The sequence below is a fragment of the Ekhidna sp. genome, from assembly GCF_965221965.1.
Taxonomy (GTDB): Bacteria; Bacteroidota; Bacteroidia; order Cytophagales; family Cyclobacteriaceae; genus Ekhidna.
This window is the reverse complement of the sequence record NZ_OZ244926.1, coordinates 3,474,140-3,494,146: the sequence shown is the minus strand read 5'-3', so window position 1 is coordinate 3,494,146 and position 20,007 is coordinate 3,474,140. Positions and strand designations below refer to the sequence as shown.

Sequence of the window (20,007 nt, the reverse complement as noted above, 5' to 3'; positions counted from 1 at the left end):
GTGGCATGAAGTCAACTATTTCACTTATTCTAATAGCAATAAGCGTTAGCCTTTTTGCACAGCAGAAAATGTGCATAACGATTGATGATCAGCCGACAGTAGACTATGGGCTTGGCAACCATCTTGAAATTACGAATGGATTGTTGAATGCACTCCAAAATCACAATGCACCAGCCGTAGCATTTGTAAATGAAGGAAAGCTCTATGAGGATAATCAGTTAAGTAATGAGAAAGTCAGGTTGCTGGAGAAATGGCTAGAAGAGGGCCATGAGCTTGGCAATCACACCTATTCCCACATGAATTATCACAATGTGAACCTTGAGGAATATGGAAAAGACATTTTAAAAGGAGAGCAGATCATCCGTCCACTTTCTGAAAAATACGGCAAAGAATTCCGCTACTTCCGTCATCCATACCTGCGAAGTGGTGCCGATAAGGAAACCAGTGACTCTCTGAAAGCCTTCCTACTAAGTAAGGATTACATTGAGGCGCCCGTGACGATCGATAATGAAGAGTATCTTTTTGCTAAGGCCTATGCGGTTGCCATCCGAAATGGAAATGATGAGCTGGCAGAAAATGTAGCAAAGGAATACCTGAAATACATGGAGGATCAGCTGGAGTATTTCGAGAAGGCTTCCAATGATCTGTTGGGAAGAAAAATGGATCATGTCCTACTTATTCATGCCAATTATCTCAATGCAATGTACCTGGATGACCTTTTGAGCATCTATGAGAAAAAGGGCTACACGTTTTCCACCCTTGATGAGGTGATGAAAGACCCGGCTTATCAGCTGGAGGTGACTCGTTTTGGAAACTGGGGTATTTCCTGGGTTCAACGATGGGGCATGAGTAAAGGCCTTAAGGGTGACTTCTTTAAAGGAGAGGCTCAAACACCAGAATTCGTAAGGAAACTGGCTAATTAAAAAACCAACTCCCAATATCCTACATCAATCCATCGGTCAAACTTGAAACCAACCTCTTTGAATTCACCAATCTTTTTGAAGCCAAGTTTTTCATGAAGAACACGACTCGTTTCATTGGGTAGCGACATACCACCAATGATGGCGTGATAGCCAAGGGCTTTTAGTTGATTCATTAACTCTGAATATAGAGGCAGTCCGTACCCTTTGCCTCCCTGATCTTTATGAAGGTAGATGGACGTTTCGGTGGTTTTTGAATACGCAACCCGTGCTTTCCACTGAGTGGCATAGGCATAACCAATGATTTGATTTTGCTCTTCTAGTACCAGCCATGGAAGATTAAACTCATCCTGTAATTTCTTTATCCTATTCCTCATCTCTTCTTCAGAAACAGGATCTATTTCAAACGTGGCATGTGAGTGCAGGATATAATGATTGTAAATACCAACAATATCCTTAGCATCTTCTGATTTGGCAGGCCGTATCATTTGCAGAATTTGGTGAAAGAATAATTCCCTTTAAAGATAGCATCATATGGAATTGAACTTTTCAGAGATATCAAATTAATTTCATCGAAAAATTTCCACTGTTCGAAGAGTAAGTTTATTACGGGTCAGCATCATTTCTATATTCGCCACCGAGAAACTTTAAACACCCTAGTACAGCTATGTTAAATCTATTCAAATCTTCGAAAGTAAGCTCCATGCAAAAGAAGTACGACCGCCTGATGAAGGAGGCGTACGACCTTTCAAAATCCAATCCGGAGGAAAGCCTGAAAAAACAAAAAGAGGCACAGGAGATTCAACGACAAATCATCGCTATGCCTCTATAGTGTTATTCGTCTTTTAGGGATTCAATCGGATTCGCTTTTGCTACTTTTAATGATTTGTATCCTACGGTAATCAGTGCTACTACCAGGCTTACAATGATTGCGAGAATGAAAAACTCTGGCCCGATAGTAATTCTATAAGCATACGTATCCAGAAAGGCACTCATTAATAAGTAGGATGTAGGTGCTGCAATCATAAAAGCAACCAACAATAGCACCAGCAATTCTTTAGAAAAGATGTTCCAGATGTTGAGTTCCGAAGCACCTAATACTTTTCGAATACCGATCTCCTTTGTTTTTTGATTGGCCATAAATGAAACTAGTCCATAAAGTCCCATCGCACCGATGAATATGGCAATAGCCACAAACAAGCGGAAAAGCTTGCTTACACTTTCTTCCAGTTCATACATGCTAGCCAGTTGATCATCATAAAATTCTACGTCAAAAACATAGTTAGGAAACACACTTGCCCAGCTATTCTCTATGTGCTCTAAGGTTCCTTTGAGTGCTTCTAAATTTCCTTTCTGCTTATGGAGCTTTATGCTAGCCTGAAAAATGTTCCATGGATAGTGAGCGAGTATCACATTATTGATTTCAGCGTGCAATGAGGCTGAGTGAAAGTCTTTTACAACACCAGAAATGGTCACAATAAGCCTTCCGCTTCTACCGTATTGAAACTGTTCGCCGATTGCCTGGTTAGGGTCGCTGTAACCTAAAGTCCTGACTAATTTTTCATTAACAACCACAAGGTTGGAAGGATCTGAATCTTTGAATGGCTCACCGGCTATAAACTCCATTTCATAAACTTCAAAATAGCTCTCATCCACGTTTTTCATATTTCCAGTATAATCCTGCCCTTCAATATTGGGATGGAAGATGGGGTTGGTAGAGTTGAAAGAAGCAATTGGTCCTGCAGTATTGAGACTCACTTGCTTTATTCCAGAGTGATTCATTAAATTATTTTTCAGGGTTTGGAGAGCAGTCGAATCATTTTCTGGGAGCTGAATGGTGACGATGGATTCTTTGTTGAATCCTAGGTCTTTTTCCTGAAAGAAATTCATCTGGGCGTTTAGAATAAGAATCCCGATAATCAGGATTTGAGAAATGCCAAACTGCAAGATGACCAACCCCCTTCTGAGTGAAAGGAAGCCAGAAGTTTGTTTGATGTTCAAGGTATTCTTGATGGCCAGCACCGGGTTCATTTTAGCAAGAATGGTTGCCGGATAGAAACCAGAAAGCAACGTAACCATCAGAAGGGCAGGAGCCATAAATCCAAGAATGCTAAAATCGCCAAGGAAGTTTAGATCGATGGGATAAGGATAGATGTCCTGAATGGGCTTAGCCATGAGTGTGGCTATCACTATCCCCAAAAATGAAGCAAACAGTGTGATCACAAATGTTTCACACAAGAACTGAACAACCAGCTGGCGCTTACTGCTTCCCATTGTTTTTCGTACACCTATCTCTTTGGATCGTTTAACTGCCTGTGCAGTTGCTAGATTGATGAAATTGATACAAGCCGTGAGGATAAGGAACAAACCAACCAAACCAAATACAGTAAGCTCTTCTTTAGTAGCGGTGATTCCTGCATAGGTTCTGCGAAGAGTGTCACTGTAATGTAAATCTGAGAGAGCTTGCAGCTTATATGATCTTTTTTCTGCCGTGTGTTCAGGTAAGTATTTGTCCACAAAGGCAATTAATTGATGTTCGATCTCTTTTGAAGACACACCTTCATCTAACAGGATGTAGCAGTTGGTGGCACTGTTGTATTCAACCCAGCTTTTGCCTTCATAAAACCATGGATTGCTTACATCCTGATCTTGGTAATGAAAGTAGATCGTAAAGGGAAAATCGGATGTTTTTGGCGTATCTTCTACAATCGCTGAGACTGTAGTAACCCGCTCATTTTCAAGAATGATTTTCTCACCAATTACGCGATGCAGGTTTTGATCCTGTACCCCAAAATACCTTTTCGCTAATGACTGAGTCAGGATCACCTTTCCAGGCCTGTCCAATGCAGATTTCGCTTCACCGACAATAAATTTTAATGAAAAAATACCCAGAAACTGTGGTTCTATGAAGACAACCCCGTCTTCTTCTTGATAGCGTGTGATGTTTCCATTGTCATTTTCAATTCCGATGAGCGCTTCTTTTTCATAGAACGTCATGGTTGCTTTGAGTTGTGAAAACTCATTCCTCAATGCACCCGCCAGTGGATGTGCCTGCCCTCGCCAAAGTTCTACACCGTTTGAGGTGACATCTTCATTATTGACACGATAAATACGTTCGTAATTGGAATGGTGCTTGTCATAACTAATCTCATGATCCAGGATTTTATAAATGATAAGGCCGCATGCGATACCTAATGCAAGTCCTGTGATATTCATCAGCGAGTAAACTTTTTCTCGCTTGATGAATCTGATTGAAGTGATAAAGTAATTTTTAAACATGCCGTAATTGTTGAGTTTTTGCCCGCCACCGACGGGTTTAATGATGTCCTTTCTAAAAAATCGTAGCACAGTCCAGATGAATCTTCTTTTTGCTTTGTATACCCCATGGTTTTCAACATCCTCTTCGAATTGCTCTTCCATGTCGCCAAGGATTTGCTCCTGCAAATGAGGCTTGCAGTACCACTTGAAGAAGTGGGTAAATAACTTCGGTGGACGAGGAGAACTCATGAAGAAAAGTTGAGTTGGGGGGCAAGTTTCCAAAGACTCGTTCGTGCATCCTTCATTTCCTGAAGCAGCACTTTACCTGCATTCGTAATTTTGAAATAGCGCTTCTTTCTACCGCCACGTGCTTTCGTCGCTCCCCCCATATGAGATTCTAAAAAGCCTTTTTCTTCCAGTCTGTAAAGTGTGATATGTACGGAGCTGAGATTTACATCACGCCCTTGATGTTCTTTTATTGCCTTGACTACTGTGTTGCCATAAGCCTCTTCATCCAGGATCAAAACCATGGTGAGGATAAGCTCTTCAAACTCACCCAGAAAATTTGTTCTACCCATTTTTATTGAATTTGTAAAACAAATATACGGAGCATTTCTATTTAAGTTGTAAAAGAAACAAAAGAAGCTGTCTCAAAAGTGTGCTGTCATTGCGAACAAAGTGAAGAATCTCTTTAAAAGCACCGTAAATGATGCTGAGATCGCTTCGTTTCCTCGCGATGACGAGCTTGATGTTTTTGAGACACCCTCAGTTAAGGATAGTTGATGTGCACTACTCGTACTTCAGTGATTCTACCGGATTCGATTTGGTAACCTTGAATACCTGCGAGCCTATAGTCAGTAAGCCTAATACCAGCATTATGAGCGAACCTAATAGCACTACTCCGACACCAAAAGGAGCCTGATTTGGGATATTTGCTATCCAGAGTTTGTTTGCGAAATAGCTGAGTGGAGCGGCGATCAGAATGGCAATGCCAAGCAGGATCAGAAATGATTTACTCAATAGTAAAGCAAGCTGCGTGCTTCCTGCACCCAGGACTTTCCGTATACCTACCTCTTTTACACGTCTCTCGGTAGTATAAACTGCCATTCCTAAAAGTCCCAGACAGGAAATGAGGATGGCAAGAAATGCAAAATAGCCGATGATGGAGCCAAGGTCTCCCATCCACTGGATGGACTTGCTGAGTGACTCATTGTAGAAATAGGCCTGCATGTCATGGACAGGGTCCACGCTTTCCCACTTTTCATCCAATAGCTGCACCACTTTGAGCGGGTTGTTTCCGGCAATTTTTACGTTTAGATAGTTGAATTGTGAGGGATCAAATCGCATCAGCAAAGACAAATCGCCTTCACCCATGATCATGCTTTGAAACTTAAAATCTTGGATCACACCTATTACTTTCCATGGATCTTTTTGTCCATGAAGAAAAAGGGTTTGATTGACGGCATCATTCGGATTTTCATAACCCATCAAGTGTGCGGCATATTCATTTATGACTAGTTCGTTACGCCCCTCCGATTCTTTATCAATGTTTTTTCCAGCAACTAGCGAAAGTTCCAATGTCTCGATAAACGAAGGGTTTACACTCATGAATTCAGAAGGATACCAATCTTCATCTTCAGCGCCAGTAACTGAGTAAGGGGTGCCGCTGCTGTTGGGCATAGCCGGGATCAGGTAGCAGGCAGAAATGTTCTCAACTCCCGGAACGGAACCCAGCTCGGCCATCATGATTTCATAGTCATTTCCCTGGAGCGGGACGTTAACAATGTTATCTGTTTGCATGCCATAATCAGCAGCTAGGTAGTGATCAAACTGGCGAACAATCACTATAGCGGTGATGATGAAGAAAAGAGAAAAGACAAATTGGGCGACATTCAGTGCGGCCTTTAGGCCCAGTTTCTTTGATCCGGAATTGAAATTTCCTTTAAGAATGCGAACTGGTGTAAATCTGGAAAGTCTGGCTGCAGGATAAAGACCGGCGAACACACCCACGACCATTGCAAACACAACGAACTGAGTGATGATGGGTAAACCAATAGCTAAGTCGGGACTTAGAGCTTGAATAGCCCAAAGGCTTTGAATCATTGGTTTCAACAGAAAAAGCACTGCGTTGGCTACCAACAAAGCAATCAGTGAAATCAACACGGATTCGATCATAAACTGCAGAAAGATTTGTTTTTTGGTGGCGCCATTTACTTTTCTTACCCCAATCTCTTTTGCCCTTGTTAAGGCTCTGGCAATCGAGAGGTTGGTATAATTGAGGCAGGCAGAAATCATCACCACCAGTGCCAGAATAACTAGTACATAGTACCCTTCAATAGGTAGCCTAAGCGTAATTGGATTGGCAAGAAACCGTCCTACATTGATGCTTTCCATTGCCTGTGTAGCAAATGATTGCTCGTTCAAAAGCTCTTCTTTTTCAATAGTTATATCGTTTAGATGAGCCTGCAACTCACTATCTGATGACCCATCTGCCATTAATACATAGGTATATGATCTGGAATTGCTTGCCCAGCTTTTTTGGTGATCCGTCAAGTGATCAAGCTGAGGGAGCGTGGAGGTGGAGATCAATGCATCGAACTTGATATGTGTTGGGTACTTGGACAGGTCGATTATTCCTGTGATAATGTACTGGCCCCAATCCTCTGCTTCTTTTCCCAGGGATATTCCGAAATCTACTGCAATGCCGTCCAGGCCTCTTTCTTTAAACTGAATGGATTGGCCAATTGCATCGCCGGCTTTAAATAATCGTTCCGCAACTGCTTTACTGATGACCATACTTCTGGGCTCTGCTAAAGCAGATGCCTCGGATCCTTCCTCAAGTTTGAAACCAAATACATCAAAGAAGTGCTCATCAGCAAAAAAACCCCGAGCCTCTGTGCTTTTTTTGAGATCGTGATTTTCGATATCTCCTCCGATGCTTCTGACCAGCTGTGTCGCGGTTTCTACGCTTGCATAATTCATAAGCTGCTCAGCTAAAGGCAATGGACTGGTCGCTCTTAGCAGTCCTTCGCCCTCTTTTTGTGTCAGGACACGATAAATACGTTCTTTATTTGGGTGAAACTGATCAGCCTTATCCTGATTGCTCATCATCAGGATAATGAGCATCCCCACCGACATGGCCACTGCCAGCCCGAAAATGTTGATGAAGGAAAATGTCTTGTACTTCAGGATATTCCGAATCCCTACTTTGAAATAATTTTTTAACATACCGTAATAGTTGAGTTTTATTGATCCTTCTGCTGGCCTAATTATGTCCTTTCTAAACAGCAGGAGGACGTCCTTTATAAATTTTCTGTCCGCTTTTTTCTTGCCGAGCTCTTTCACTCGCTCTTCGTAGAGTTCCATCAGATCACCCTCAATAGGCTTTTGCAACCGTGGATGGCAAAACCATCGGAAGAAACTGAGAAAGAGTTTGGGAGGGCTATGCATGGAAGAGTCGTGCAAATTTTACATCAAGGGAGACTGAAGGAATAGCATCCCAAAGCGAGTTTCTGGTTTCTTTGGTGTATTCCATCGCTTCTTTACCCAGTGCGGTAATCTTATAATATCGCTTAGGTCTTCCTGCTCGTTCTTGTGTTTCATCTTTATCATGGGAGTCGAGGTACTTTTTGTCCTCAAGTCTTCGAAGAGCGGACTGGAGAGCACCTACACTTACACCACGATTAAGTCGGCTTTCTATTTCTTTTTTGATGGATACGCCATACGCATCGTCGTAAAGAATGGCGACTGTTAGCATGACGATTTCTTCGAATTCACCGAGTTGAAATTTCTTCATGGTCTAAAGGTTTATGAGCGTTTTGCCACCCGTTGATTTACAGATTCTACTCTAAATGATTGGGTTAAGCCTGTCTGCCGACAGGCAGGCAGCATGCTCGAATTAATTCCTAATTGTAGAGTTTACGAAGAAAAAGAAATTTGGTTATAATTTCCTAATTGTAGTAAAATTATTTTGGAGGGTCTTTTGACCTTTCAGAAAGTTTCAAACTTTCCGAAAGGTGACTAAGAAGTGGGGACTTACTCGTCCCTAAGAGAATCTACCGGATTAGCCCTTGCTGTTCTTATGGATTTGAAGCTGATGGTCAGCACTGTCAGAATCAATGCGCCCAGGAAAGCAATTAAAAATACCCACCACTCAATCTCTATTCGGTATTCGTAGGCCTCCAGCCAGTTTTGAAGCAGGTAATAGGCCAGTGGCATAGCTATCACACAAGAGATAATTACCAGTCCAATGTATTCTCTGGAAAGCAATTTCCATAGATTAAGAATGGATGCTCCCAGTACTTTTCTTATTCCTATTTCTTTGGTTCGTTGTTCCACCATATATGCGGCTAATCCAAACAAACCCAGGCAACTAATTAATACGGCGAGAATGGTAAATACTTGGGATAAATTCCCGAGTCTTTCGATTTTATTGAATTTTCTTCCGTGAAGATCATCCACAAAATCAAATGCAAACGGCACCTGAGGCAAATGTTTTTTATGTATATCCTCAATGCCGGCAATTACCTTTAATAGCGGGAGATTAGGATTTAATTTGATGATCTGAAAATTTCTCAAATCTGCAGGACTGATTGCATATATGGGTGGCCTTACTTCGCTAAAAGGGCTCTCCATCAAGAGATTTTTCACCACTCCAATGATTCGAAAATCCTTGGACCATTTAACCCTAGTCCCAACTGGATTTTTCAATTGCATGTATTCAGCAGCGGCTTCATTTATAATCATTGCAGCGGAATCACTTTTGAGTTCCTCAGAAAAATCTCTTCCATCAATGATTTCCCAATTAATTGTTTGACCAAAATTGGGATTCACAATGAACGTACAAAATTGGGATCTGAAATCAGGATCCATTCCATCCCAACTAATATCTCCGTGCTCGGTCCAAATACCAGTCAATGGTGCAGAGGTTTGTGTGAAGTGGGTAATTAAACCTGAAGCCATTAGGTCATTCTTAAATACATCGTTGGTGGCCCAATGCTCTACGGCATGCATAGGAATAGAAATAATTCCACTTTGATCATAACCAAGTGGTCGGTTACTGGCATGATTGATCTGCTGGCTAACGATCATGGTTCCAATGATAAAGGCCACAGCAATTGTGAATTGGAATACAACGAGAAATTTTCTAAAAATAGCGGCTGAAAGTGAATTCTGATAAGTTCCTTTCAACACCCTAATTGGGCTGAAAGAAGAGAGGTACAAGGCAGGATAACTTCCTGCTAATAGTCCAATTAACAGAGCAACCCCAATTCCAATCGACCAAAAGTAGGGAGAGGAAAAAGGCAAAGAAATTTCTTTATTGATCAGCAGATTGAAGTATGGAAGTGTCAGGAATGCGAGAGCTATTGCAAACAAAAAAGCGATGAATATGGTCAATACCGATTCGATAAGAAACTGGCCAACTAGTTGCCCTCTCATCGTACCAATAGATTTTCGAATGCCTACTTCTTTGGCTCTTCGAATGGACTGAGCTGTGGTTAGGTTCATGTAGTTAACACAAGCCAAGAGTAACACGAATCCTCCAATCATCCCGAACCACCAAACATATTGGATGTCACCTCCTGTTTGAGAGCCATCTTCCCAATTGGATCGTAAGTGCCAGTCACGCATAGGGTGGAGGAAGACTTTAACATCATACACCTTATCTTCTTCTGGTAGATTATTATGAATGATTCGCTCTATTTTTTCATTCACTCTATCTAAATCTATTCCTGAGTTTAGCAGTCCATACAGCCGGTGTGCAGTGTTACTCCAGCTCGCTTTATCCCTCCATTGAATCGATGATTCATAAAAGTCCCAGTCTCCAATAAAGCTGACTTTATGAAATGAGCTGTTGGACGGAATATCTTTAAAAACTCCAGTTACTGTCATGGTCCAGTTTCTGTGTGCTTTGATTGGCTTTCCAATAGGGTCCTCATCATCGAATAATGCTTTCGCAACAGACTCAGATATCAAGGCACTGCCCTTTTCCGAAAGACTTTTTCGACTTCCCTTTGTCATGTTTAAAGACATCAGTTTTGGTGCTCCTGTACTCATAAATCCACCGTAAGCATTAATCACGGTTTCATTGTGGGATAGGGCTTTATTTCCAAACCAGGTAGAGATCACTACATGCTCAAAATCATTCACATATTCGTTTTTAAGGGCAAGTTGAAGCGGATATGGCACAGAAACTGAATTTTCAATGTCGCCATTTATGGTTGACTGTATCCGAACCATTGCTACTCGATCATAATTCTCATTTTGCTTGTTGTATGAAAGTTCGCTTTCTATCCATAATCCAATGAGAAGAGCGATTGTTAACCCCATCATAAGTCCTCCAATATTCAGGAGTGCAAATGACTTTCTTCGAATGAGGTTTCTGTAACTGATTTTCAGATAATGTTTAAACATACCATATTGGTTTAATCTATAATTTCCACTTAAGCGTTTCATCAAAGAGGGACGTAGAAGCTTCAATATTTCCCATATAAAAAACCATTTTGATGGCCTCTTTTCAAATCGTTCCCATAGATCCCCTTCTATGTCTTCCACATAGTCCGGGTGACAGAACCAGCGGAAGAAAAGAAGGAGATATTTAGGTGGTCGTTTATTCATCTCTTAATGATTCCACAGGATTTGCCAGCGCAGCACTGACGGTCTTGAAACTCATAGTAACAAATGCTACAATGAGTGTGATGACCGCAGAGACAGCAAACACTTCAAAGCCCAGGGATATGCGATAGGCGAACTCATCCAGCCAATTATTCATCAGGTACCATGAAAAAGGAATGGCTATGGCCAGTGCTATGATGTAAAGCCTGATGAAGTCTTTGGATAGCAGAGCAATTATTCGTCCGGTGGAGGCTCCCAGCACTTTTCGTACACCGATCTCCTTATTTCGTTGAGCTGTGCTATAGATTGTCAACCCAAATAGTCCCAGACATGCAACGAAGATTGCCAATGCAGAGAACACCGAAAAGATCATCCCAAATCGTTCATCAGATTCATATTGAGCATCAAAATTTTGATCGGCAAAGCGCGTATCAAAAGGTCTGTGAGGGACCACTTCCGTCCAAATGGATTCAAGCTCTGATAATGTCCTGGAATAATCCTGACTGTTGAGTTTGAGCGAGACAACCGACACGTTGAACTGCGTTCCGAACCGAATGGAAAGTGGCTCCACTTCCTCATGCAAAGAGACATAGTTGAAGTCCTCTACTACGCCTATCACCTTACCTTCTCTTCCCCACTGTTCAAAGGACTGACCGATGATGTCTTGCGGATTTGGATACCCAAAAAGTTTGGCTGCTGATTCATTCAAAATCAGGGCATTGGCTGAGTCGAGGGGAAAATCGTCAGAAAAGTTTCTTCCGGCTACCATGGTCATCTGATAAGTGGGAATGAAATCTTCATCTACCTCATAGATAGCAGGGCCTTTATAGGTGATTTCACCTGAGACTGGGTCTGCTACTCCGGTACCTGCATTAGGGAAGAAGTCGCCAGGTGTAGCTCTGGAAATGGAGACCATTTCGACATCTTTATGGTTCAGAAACTGTTGCTTGATGTACTCCCGCTTTCGCTGCACTTCACTATCGTAACCAAAATCGATAACGAGCACCTGGTTGGAATTGAAACCCAAATCTTTTTTCCGGAGAAAGTCCAATTGCGAGGAAACCACAGCAGCGCCTGCCAGTAAAATGATGGATAAAGCAAACTGGAGAACAACCAATGATTTTCTCAGCCAAATGCCCTTAGAGGAGGTTTTGAATGACCCTTTCAGAACAGTGATTGGCTTGAAGGTAGACAGCACAAACGCGGGATAGCTCCCGGCGATAATTCCGATGAATAGGATTACACCAATCGCAATGAATACATTTTGCAAGCTGAATAGCCAATCGATGGGTAATATTTTACCTGAAATCAATTCAAGCAAGGAATGACCAAACAGCACCAAAATGGTAGCCATGATAGAAGCAATGAATGTGACCAGGATGGCTTCTACCAGGAATTGATAAATCAATGCACGGCGCTGTGAACCTATGGTTTTTCGGATAGCGACTTCTTTGGCACGCTCCACCGACCGTGCAGTGGATAGATTCATAAAGTTGATACAGGCAATCAATAAGATGAAAATGGCCACCGAAGTGAAGATGAAAATGTTTCCCATACTACCTACCGGACCTGGCTGCCTTCCTGCCTCAGAATGAAGATATGCATCTGCAAGAGGTTCGAATTTGATATCATAATTGAAGCTGTTTGGGAAGTTGGCTTCCAAAAATTCGGAGACTTTTTCCTGAAGTTGCTCAATACGAGTACCTGGCTTTAGAGTGAAGTAGGTGTAAAAATCCACATAACCCCATGAATCAAAAATTTGCGGACGTGAATTTCTAAAGGTGCTCATGGAGATCAATGCATTGAAAGAAAAGTGGGAGTTGGTTGGCACTTCAACTACACCAGTTACTTCATATGGATCTTGATTGTCCATGATAATGGACTTACCTATTGGATTGTCATTACCAAAATACTTCTCAGCTAGTTTCTTAGTTAAGACCACCGTATTTGGTCTTTCTAGTGCGGTTTTTGGATTTCCTGCTATTACTTTCCAATCAAAAACATCAAATGCAGTAGAGTCAGCGAAGAGCACATCTGTCTCTGAATAGGTGATCCCATTGTAAGAAAAAAGCCAGGGCGCATCACTGGTAAACCGGAAGACTTTGTCTACTTCGGGGAAAAATTGCTGCATGGCAGGTGCGATCGGAGCGTTTCCCCATACCTGGTATTCATTCGTAGGCAAGGTGGTATAGTCAGGTGCTTCACCTTGCTGACCGTAATAGTGAATCACCCGATAGGTGTTCTCATAATTGCTATTGTAAGTATCATACGATAGCTCATTATTCACATATATCAGGATCAGAATACAGCTGGCAATACCCACACTGAGTCCGGAAATATTTAGAAATGAAAATGTTTTGTTACGAAGTATGCTCCGCATACTTACCTTGAAATAGTTAGAAATCATGTCGTAGTTATTTAGTTTTTGACCGCTAGCGAGTGGTTTTATTATTCCCGGACGAAAGAGTTTAATTACGTCCCATGCGAATAACCATTTTGCCGCTTTATGTTCATTAGTCCTTTTTTCAAATCGTTCCCATAGATCACCTTCTATATCTTCCACATAATCTTGGTGGCAGAACCAGCGAAAGAAGCGAAGGGGATATTTAGGTGGTTGCTTATTCATCTTTCAATGTCTCCACAGGGTTTCTATTCGCCGATCTTAATGACTGAAAGCAGATGGTTGCAATTGCAATTACCATGGCAGCTAAAGTTGCAGCTATGAATACCCAGAGTTCAATTGGAGTGCTGTAAGCAAAATCTTCAAGCCATTTTTTTACAAAATACCAGGCAAGAGGGCATGCTAATATGATTGCTAGAAATACCAGCCCGGTAAACTCTTTCGAGAACGTGATTGCCAACTCTGAAACACTTGCACCCAGCACTTTTCGAATCCCCAGCTCTTTAGTACGTTGTTCCGCTGAAAAGGCGGCCAGCCCAAACAAACCAAGGCAGGCAATAATCATGGCCATGATTGTGAAAACATTGAGGATAGTTGCCATTTTCCGTTCTGCTCGAAAGGTGGCTTCAAACTCCTGATCCATAAAACTATACTCAAAAGGAACGGTAGGATCTACCTGCTTCATTTCTTCTTCCAATGAAATCAATAGCTGATTCAGATCATTGGTGGTTGATACCACTTCCGGGTTTAATCGCATCGAATAAAAGGATCTACCTGCGCCATAATCCCATACGATATCGTTATAATGATGTATCAAAATCAAAGGGGCTATCTCTTGCTTCACACTATTAAAATTAAAGTCTTCAACCACCCCGATGACTTCAAGCTCCTCTTCACCTCCGGAAGCAAGAGCTACCGACTTACCGACGGCATTCTCGATATTCCAACCAAGGGTTTTAACCGCCTCTTTGTTTAGGATTACTTTATACTTATCAGTCTCTCTATTGGAATCGAAGTTTCTACCGGAAAGGAATTCAAGACCTAGTACCTCAAGATAGTCGTCATCAATACGAAGGTTATTTAGCTGGACCACCGGGTTTTCAGGGCCGGCTGCTTTATAGCGATCGCCGGAAAACACAAAAGGAGGTATTCCAAATGATTTACCAATCTCCGAAAAATTTGGGTTGGAAGTGAGTCTGTTTTTTAGTGCCTCCGTTTCAAATCCAAGTTCCTCTATATTGTGTAGTTGGATAATGTTTTCTTTAGCAAATCCAATATCCACATTTGAAGCATAAGTGAGTTGTTTTTGAACAAAAAACGTGGTGATGATTAGTGCGATAGAGATAGTGAATTGAAAAACCACCAGTCCGTTTCGGATGCTTTTTCCTTTGAATCCGGTTTTTATCTTTCCTTTCAGGGACTCGATAGGTTGGAACGAAGAGAGATATAGTGCGGGGTAGCTACCGGCCAGAAGTCCTAATATCAGGATAAATGCTCCAATGGCCAGATAAAATGTTGGATTGTGCAGATAGGTGCTCATTTCGATCTGCTTTTCTGCCAGGTGGTTGAATGAACTGAGAGAAAGATTGACCACCATCACAGCAAGAGCGGTTCCTATCATGACAAAGAGCACGGATTCCAAAATGAATTGCTTTACAATGGTGCTACGTTCCGATCCCAACACCTTCCTCACACCTACTTCTTTTGACCGGTTTGTGGCACGTGCAGTAGATAAGTTCATGAAATTGATGGCAGAAAGGATTAAAACCAGGAGCCCAATAGCGCCAAATATTTTAATGAAAAGCGGATTACCTGTCGGTCCAAAAGCATGTCCACTAGGCGATCCGGCGATGTATACTTCGCTTAATGGCTGTAGCTCAAGTTTCCATGGATTCCCCTCTGTAAACTCCTCGAATGTTTGGTTGAAGATACGCTCGGTTGTGGGTGGAGCCCATTTTGGAGGAATTGCCTGAATATCTTTTTCCAGCGCGGCGACATTAGTGCCTTCTTTGACCAACCCGTAGGTATTAAATGCTGTCCAAATCCACTTCCACCCATGCGCTTGCATCATTTCGGACTCACTTTTAAGCGAAAGCAGCATATCAAACTGAATGTGAGAGCGAGCAGGAACGTCTGCTAAAACCCCATTAATAGTGAAGGTTTTCCATGAGTTGTCATACTGTTTGATCTCAATACTTTTTCCGATTGTAGCGGCAGGTTCGGCATCAATGCCAAAATACCTTTTCATTGTTTTTTCGGTTATCAAGACATTCTGAGGATCTTTTAATGCTGACTCAGGATTGCCGGCTTTAAACTTGAAAGAGAAGACCTCAAAGAAATTTTCCTCTGCTGCATAGATGCGATCTTCTTTGAATGCATTGGAACGATTACCGCTATTTGAGGCAGTGGCTGTGAGAGATCCAAGAGATAACAATCGAGTGATGGCCTCAAATGCCGGAGCATCCTCTCGTAAAGCTGTGGCCACATTTGGCCCTGTGCTGGCCATCATTTTATTCCAGTCACCCCAAATATAAGGTTGGTTGACACGGTAGATTCGATCTCCCTTCTTGTGAAATGCATCGAATGTCATTTCATCATGGATGTACAGGCCAATCATTATACAAGTACTGATGCCTATGGTTAACCCAAGAAGGTTAAGAACAGTAAATTGTTTTTGGCGGATGGCATTTCGCCAGGCCATTTTGATCATTGATTTAAACATGCCGTAGTTGTTGAGTTTTTGTGTTCCTTCAAAATTTTTGATAATACCAGGCCGAAACAGCCGGAGCACATCAAGAGCAAACAGCCAACTGGCTGCCTTATTTTCATTAGTCCTTTTTTCAAATCGTTCCCACAGATCACCTTCTATATCTTCCACACAGTCCGGATGACAGAACCAGCGAAAGAAGCGAAGGGGATATTTGGGTGGTCGTTTATTCATCTTTTTGAGCATAAAAACCTCAATGGTTTCCGAAACCTTTGAGGTTTAACTTGGTAAACTTCACCACAAATTCAGGAACAGCATTCCATAGTCCCATTCGTTGCTCTTTGGTTTCCTGTAGAATGTTTTTGCCGGTGGAGGTCAGATGAAAGAATCGCTTCCGCTTGCCACCACGTACAGCAGTCGCTTCTCCCATTTCGGAAGTCAGATAGCCTTTTTTCTCCAGTCTGCGAAGTACAGTTTGCAGTGCTCCTATACTCACTTTCCGATTGAGACGCTTTTCCATCTCTTCGATGATGGCAAATCCGTATGCGTCATCCGTAAGGATCGCCACTGTAAGCATGACCACTTCTTCGAATTCTCCGAGTTGATGTTTTCCCATGATTTACATTTTTACCTTAAATGTAGTATTAATGATTAGACTTATACCTTAATTGTAGTTTTTATGTTTCGTTTGAGTGTGATTTTCTTAAAGAAGAAAGGTGATATCAATCTATAAAATTGGCATAGACTTTATATCCATGAAGAAAAAATTGATTTTGACTAACTACATGCAAATCATCAAACTGAGAGAAAAGATAGAGTCCGTTGATATTAGGCAGTGAAAGTTCCGGTCCATTTATTTTTTCCCAATCATTGGAACTTGAGTAAATAGTATTGTCACTCAAAACATATATGACTCCATCTTTTGTGACAATATCGGAGATGGTTGAGCTGAGTCCTGATGTGAAGGGAAAACTTTCAATTTGGTTACTGCCAAGATCTAGTGAATATAGAGTCTGATCTACTTCTGAAAAACCATCTGTCGCATCTGAGAGAATGAGAAGACTATTACCTATTCCAGGAAGCATTTTTTCTATATCACCATAGATTGAGCCAGGCATATCAAATACTTCCCAATTGTTTCCAGAGTTGGACGACCTAAGAAATTCATTTTGATCCGCATCAAACAAAAACAAATCACCATTTTGAGTTCTAGTCAAATTTGTAAAACCAGTACTCTCATAAACTAGTTGCCAGTTATCTCCGTTATCACGAGTTCGATATATGGCGTCACCCACACCGCCAAAACCAAACATTGCAAAGTATACACTGTCTTCTATGAGTAAATCGGAAGCAAAGCCTATAGGTTCTCTTATTTCGTGATCAATACTACTCCAGCTGATACCATCTGAGCTATATAGTATTCCTTCGCTGGTATTAGCTATCATAGATCCATCTGTGTTAATATTAAATTCAGTTATTTGAAAGTCGTATTCACCAATTAAATCCCATGTTTCAAAATCACTGGTAGTTAGAAGCGATGATTTAGAACCTACGGCTGATGGTGTGTAAATGTTATAAGTGTTTCCCGACAATGCATAGGTAATCCCGTTATGCTCTTCAATATGATAAATATTCACTAGCTCACATTGCAATTTCCAACTTCCTTTCGGTTCACTTCCGCGTGTGTTCACTTCAATACTTGCAATGGATGGGCACTCTTCCCTTGTAATACAAGATTTGGTTCTAAGAGAAATTTCAAATGTTTGCTTTTCAAGTTCACAATCCAACCATAGATACAGTTCTGCTTCGTAGTTTTCATCTATGAGAAAGCCACTATACATATCATTAGTTGTCGAAATTTCACCCATCACGCCACCATATCCATCCGATGGAAATCCAGATAATACAATATCCTCAGGTGGTAGATTTGATTGAACTTTAATTATCACTGGTTGAGTTAGATACTCTCCCTTTATTCCAATTTGATTGTTTCCCGAAATAATTTGTAATTCACCAGTAGGTATAGGTTGGTCATCGGATTTACATGAAAAAACAATCATTAATCCGCTGAATAAACTTATGAGCAGGAAATTTTTAAGCATCAAATCGTAATTTACTCCCTCGAAAATAAGTCAATTGTAACTTTCAATACGTTTGATTCAAATTTCTCGGGAATTAATAATGTAGAATCCGTTTTGACCATAACTTCGGATAAATTTTTTAATTATGAAAAATCTCACCTATCTAGCTATTGCATTACTCATAGTTGCTTGCCAACCGGCGAAGCGAGGAGAAGAGAAACCAAATGAGGAGGCTTCTTATCGAGCTCCTGATCATCATTCAGCTTCGCTAACAAAAGTTTTAGATGCACACGGAGGATATGAACAATGGTCAAAGATGAAATCACTTTCCTATTCGAAAGGAAATGAGTTTACAATCACAAACCTTCGAAACCGAAAGATTCTGGTTGAATCACCCAATCAAACGATAGGCTTTGACGGAACTGACGTATGGGTCTCACCGGATTCGATGGATGCCAGTAGAGCCAGATTTTATCATAACCTCTTTTTCTATTTTTATTCTATGCCGTTTGTGGTGGGGGATCCGGGTGCTTTTTATGAAGATGTAGAGCCGAGGGAATTGAAAGGGAAAACCTTGAATGGAATTAAAATTTCATATGGAGAGAACGTTGGTGATGCCCCGGATGACAATTACATTTTATGGTATGATCCAGAAACCAATAAAATGGAGTGGCTGATGTATACGGTTACCTACAACAGCGGAGAGCCAAGCAACAGCTATAACCTGATCAAGTATGACCGGTGGGGCGAGGTGAATGGGCTACTACTACCTAAAGCAATTCAGTGGCATCAGTTTGAAAATGACTCAGTTGGTGAGATGAGAGATGAAGTGCTCTTTGAAAATATTGAGATCACTCAAGAACCTCCGGCTGACAGTTTATTTGTGATGCCGAAGGATGCTCAAATAGCGCCGATGTAAACCAGCTAACTTTCAGGAAAAATAGAGTGGTTAGTTTTGGGCTTTCAAAATCACCTGAATCATGAAAAAACCACTCTTCCTGTTTCTCTTCTTTTTTGCATATGGAATACTCTTCGCACAGGAAAAATCTCCACTCGATGACCTGCCTGACTACATTACTCCGCTAACCCATTTTGGCCAGCGCGCAGATTGGTCGCATGATGGTGAGCGAGTGCTTTTCATCGAGAAGACCTTTGGTGATGTATTTGAGGTGGAGGTTGCCACAGGCACTATTCGTCCGATGACTCACCACTTTTTTCATGAAGGGTTTGTGAGAGCACTCTATCTCTCTAATGGTGACATACTTCTTTCTGGCGCAAAGAATTTCAATTCGGAAGATCCATGGAAAAGCAGAGATGCACGAAATACGGAGTTATGGGTATTAAAAAAGGACCTGAATTCTCCACCAACACCGCTGGGTGTTCACTGCAAGGAAGGGCCTGCTGTTTCGAGAAAGGAACTGAAAATCGCCTGGGCTTTGGGCTCTACCATTTACAAAGGAGAAATCGATTACGAAAATGGGAAGCCAAAGTTGAAAAACTGGAAACCACTTTTCACTTCGGGCGACCTGCCTTCACCGGCAAAGGGTTGGGATCTGGAGACACAGAATTTCCGACCCGGAAATGAAAATGAATTAATCTTTTATGCCTTTGGAGGGCAGTTTGGATTTCAGGCTGAGGTACTTGGATACGATATGGAAAAGAAAGAATTTGTCAATTATTCCATCAGTGAAAAGACATACGATGAGGCCGAGGGTACATTTCCTGATGGCTTGAGCATCCTGGTAGAGAGCAATCGTCACCGCCCCAGTCATAAGGGAATGAAAGAATTTCTCACGCTGGATATTTATAAGTTGAAATTAGACGCATCAGGAGAGATGGAACGGATTACCTATTTCAACGATAATCCTGAATATAAAGCTTCGAATCCTGTAGTCAGCGATGACGGAAGATACATGGTTTTTCAGCATGCCCATGCAGAGGATCCTGCGGGAAAGGGTCGCGGACTTTTGTTACTTGATTTGAAAGCATGGGAAAAGAAAAAAGGGAAGCGATAGCCTCCCTTTA

The 20,007-nt window shown here is 41.6% G+C and carries 14 protein-coding genes; 4 read left to right on the top strand and 10 right to left on the bottom strand.

Annotated elements, in window-relative coordinates; translation table 11 throughout:
- Window positions 1-5 precede the first annotated feature (5 nt).
- Window positions 6-923 (top strand): polysaccharide deacetylase family protein, encoded by a 918-nt coding sequence (locus tag ACOQON_RS16260; RefSeq protein WP_420576479.1) that lies wholly within the window; start codon window positions 6-8, stop codon window positions 921-923.
- On the opposite strand, the gene ACOQON_RS16255 is transcribed toward ACOQON_RS16260, so the two are convergent.
- On the bottom strand, window positions 920-1,408 hold the full coding sequence (locus ACOQON_RS16255) for a GNAT family N-acetyltransferase (protein ID WP_420576478.1): 489 nt from the start codon (window positions 1,406-1,408) through the stop codon (window positions 920-922). The two genes, ACOQON_RS16260 and ACOQON_RS16255, sit on opposite strands and share 4 nt — an antisense overlap.
- A 179-nt stretch (window positions 1,409-1,587) precedes the next feature.
- On the opposite strand from ACOQON_RS16255, the gene ACOQON_RS16250 reads away from it, so the two are divergent.
- A complete protein-coding gene (locus ACOQON_RS16250) occupies window positions 1,588-1,752 on the top strand; it encodes a Lacal_2735 family protein (protein WP_420576477.1) in 165 nt (54 codons plus the stop codon).
- 2 nt (window positions 1,753-1,754) lie between these two features.
- Here ACOQON_RS16250 and ACOQON_RS16245 read toward each other — a convergent pair whose 3' ends face one another.
- From ACOQON_RS16245 to ACOQON_RS16205, 9 genes are all read right to left on the bottom strand, one after another.
- Complete coding sequence (locus tag ACOQON_RS16245) at window positions 1,755-4,427, bottom strand: FtsX-like permease family protein (protein ID WP_420576476.1); 2,673 nt, start codon at window positions 4,425-4,427, stop codon at window positions 1,755-1,757.
- Window positions 4,424-4,756 carry a PadR family transcriptional regulator gene (locus tag ACOQON_RS16240; protein ID WP_420576475.1) on the bottom strand — a complete coding sequence of 111 codons (333 nt, stop codon included), beginning with the start codon at window positions 4,754-4,756 and terminating at the stop codon, window positions 4,424-4,426. The genes ACOQON_RS16245 and ACOQON_RS16240 overlap by 4 nt, the downstream gene beginning before the upstream one ends.
- Before the next feature lie 211 nt (window positions 4,757-4,967).
- Complete coding sequence (locus ACOQON_RS16235; protein WP_420576474.1) at window positions 4,968-7,571, bottom strand: ABC transporter permease; 2,604 nt, start codon at window positions 7,569-7,571, stop codon at window positions 4,968-4,970.
- Window positions 7,572-7,620: 49 nt separating this feature from the next.
- On the bottom strand, window positions 7,621-7,974 hold the full coding sequence (locus ACOQON_RS16230; RefSeq protein ID WP_420576473.1) for a PadR family transcriptional regulator: 354 nt from the start codon (window positions 7,972-7,974) through the stop codon (window positions 7,621-7,623).
- Between the two features lie 239 nt (window positions 7,975-8,213).
- The gene (locus ACOQON_RS16225) at window positions 8,214-10,796 is read right to left on the bottom strand and encodes an ABC transporter permease (protein ID WP_420576472.1); all 2,583 of its coding nucleotides are present in this window, start codon (window positions 10,794-10,796) and stop codon (window positions 8,214-8,216) included.
- Window positions 10,789-13,419 (bottom strand): ABC transporter permease, encoded by a 2,631-nt coding sequence (locus tag ACOQON_RS16220; protein WP_420576471.1) that lies wholly within the window; start codon window positions 13,417-13,419, stop codon window positions 10,789-10,791. Before ACOQON_RS16220 ends, ACOQON_RS16225 begins: the two co-directional genes overlap by 8 nt.
- On the bottom strand, window positions 13,412-16,135 hold the full coding sequence (locus ACOQON_RS16215) for an ABC transporter permease (protein ID WP_420576470.1): 2,724 nt from the start codon (window positions 16,133-16,135) through the stop codon (window positions 13,412-13,414). The genes ACOQON_RS16220 and ACOQON_RS16215 overlap by 8 nt, the downstream gene beginning before the upstream one ends.
- Before the next feature lie 19 nt (window positions 16,136-16,154).
- Window positions 16,155-16,517, bottom strand: coding sequence for a PadR family transcriptional regulator (locus ACOQON_RS16210; protein WP_420576469.1), 363 nt, complete (start codon window positions 16,515-16,517; stop codon window positions 16,155-16,157).
- Between the two features lie 106 nt (window positions 16,518-16,623).
- Complete coding sequence (locus ACOQON_RS16205) at window positions 16,624-18,003, bottom strand: WD40/YVTN/BNR-like repeat-containing protein (protein WP_420576468.1); 1,380 nt, start codon at window positions 18,001-18,003, stop codon at window positions 16,624-16,626.
- A 124-nt stretch (window positions 18,004-18,127) separates the two neighbouring features.
- Here ACOQON_RS16205 and ACOQON_RS16200 point away from each other — a divergent pair, with 124 nt between their 5' ends.
- Both ACOQON_RS16200 and ACOQON_RS16195 read left to right on the top strand, forming a co-directional pair.
- On the top strand, window positions 18,128-18,901 hold the full coding sequence (locus tag ACOQON_RS16200) for a DUF6503 family protein (protein ID WP_420576467.1): 774 nt from the start codon (window positions 18,128-18,130) through the stop codon (window positions 18,899-18,901).
- A 61-nt stretch (window positions 18,902-18,962) separates the two neighbouring features.
- The gene (locus ACOQON_RS16195; protein WP_420576466.1) at window positions 18,963-19,997 is read left to right on the top strand and encodes a hypothetical protein; all 1,035 of its coding nucleotides are present in this window, start codon (window positions 18,963-18,965) and stop codon (window positions 19,995-19,997) included.
- The last annotated feature ends 10 nt before the right edge of the window (window positions 19,998-20,007 follow it).

What these genes read in the sequence shown, in the direction of transcription:
- ACOQON_RS16205 (WP_420576468.1), bottom strand. Translation starts at nt 18,003, where the DNA reads ATGCTTAAAAATTTCCTGCTCATAAGTTTATTCAGCGGATTAATGATT.
- ACOQON_RS16220 (WP_420576471.1), bottom strand. Translation starts at nt 13,419, where the DNA reads ATGAATAAGCAACCACCTAAATATCCCCTTCGCTTCTTTCGCTGGTTC.
- ACOQON_RS16260 (WP_420576479.1), top strand. Translation starts at nt 6, where the DNA reads ATGAAGTCAACTATTTCACTTATTCTAATAGCAATAAGCGTTAGCCTT.
- ACOQON_RS16225 (WP_420576472.1), bottom strand. Translation starts at nt 10,796, where the DNA reads ATGAATAAACGACCACCTAAATATCTCCTTCTTTTCTTCCGCTGGTTC.
- ACOQON_RS16250 (WP_420576477.1), top strand. Translation starts at nt 1,588, where the DNA reads ATGTTAAATCTATTCAAATCTTCGAAAGTAAGCTCCATGCAAAAGAAG.
- ACOQON_RS16195 (WP_420576466.1), top strand. Translation starts at nt 18,963, where the DNA reads ATGAAAAAACCACTCTTCCTGTTTCTCTTCTTTTTTGCATATGGAATA.
- ACOQON_RS16200 (WP_420576467.1), top strand. Translation starts at nt 18,128, where the DNA reads ATGAAAAATCTCACCTATCTAGCTATTGCATTACTCATAGTTGCTTGC.
- ACOQON_RS16230 (WP_420576473.1), bottom strand. Translation starts at nt 7,974, where the DNA reads ATGAAGAAATTTCAACTCGGTGAATTCGAAGAAATCGTCATGCTAACA.
- ACOQON_RS16255 (WP_420576478.1), bottom strand. Translation starts at nt 1,408, where the DNA reads ATGATACGGCCTGCCAAATCAGAAGATGCTAAGGATATTGTTGGTATT.
- ACOQON_RS16215 (WP_420576470.1), bottom strand. Translation starts at nt 16,135, where the DNA reads ATGAATAAACGACCACCCAAATATCCCCTTCGCTTCTTTCGCTGGTTC.
- ACOQON_RS16240 (WP_420576475.1), bottom strand. Translation starts at nt 4,756, where the DNA reads ATGGGTAGAACAAATTTTCTGGGTGAGTTTGAAGAGCTTATCCTCACC.
- ACOQON_RS16210 (WP_420576469.1), bottom strand. Translation starts at nt 16,517, where the DNA reads ATGGGAAAACATCAACTCGGAGAATTCGAAGAAGTGGTCATGCTTACA.
- ACOQON_RS16245 (WP_420576476.1), bottom strand. Translation starts at nt 4,427, where the DNA reads ATGAGTTCTCCTCGTCCACCGAAGTTATTTACCCACTTCTTCAAGTGG.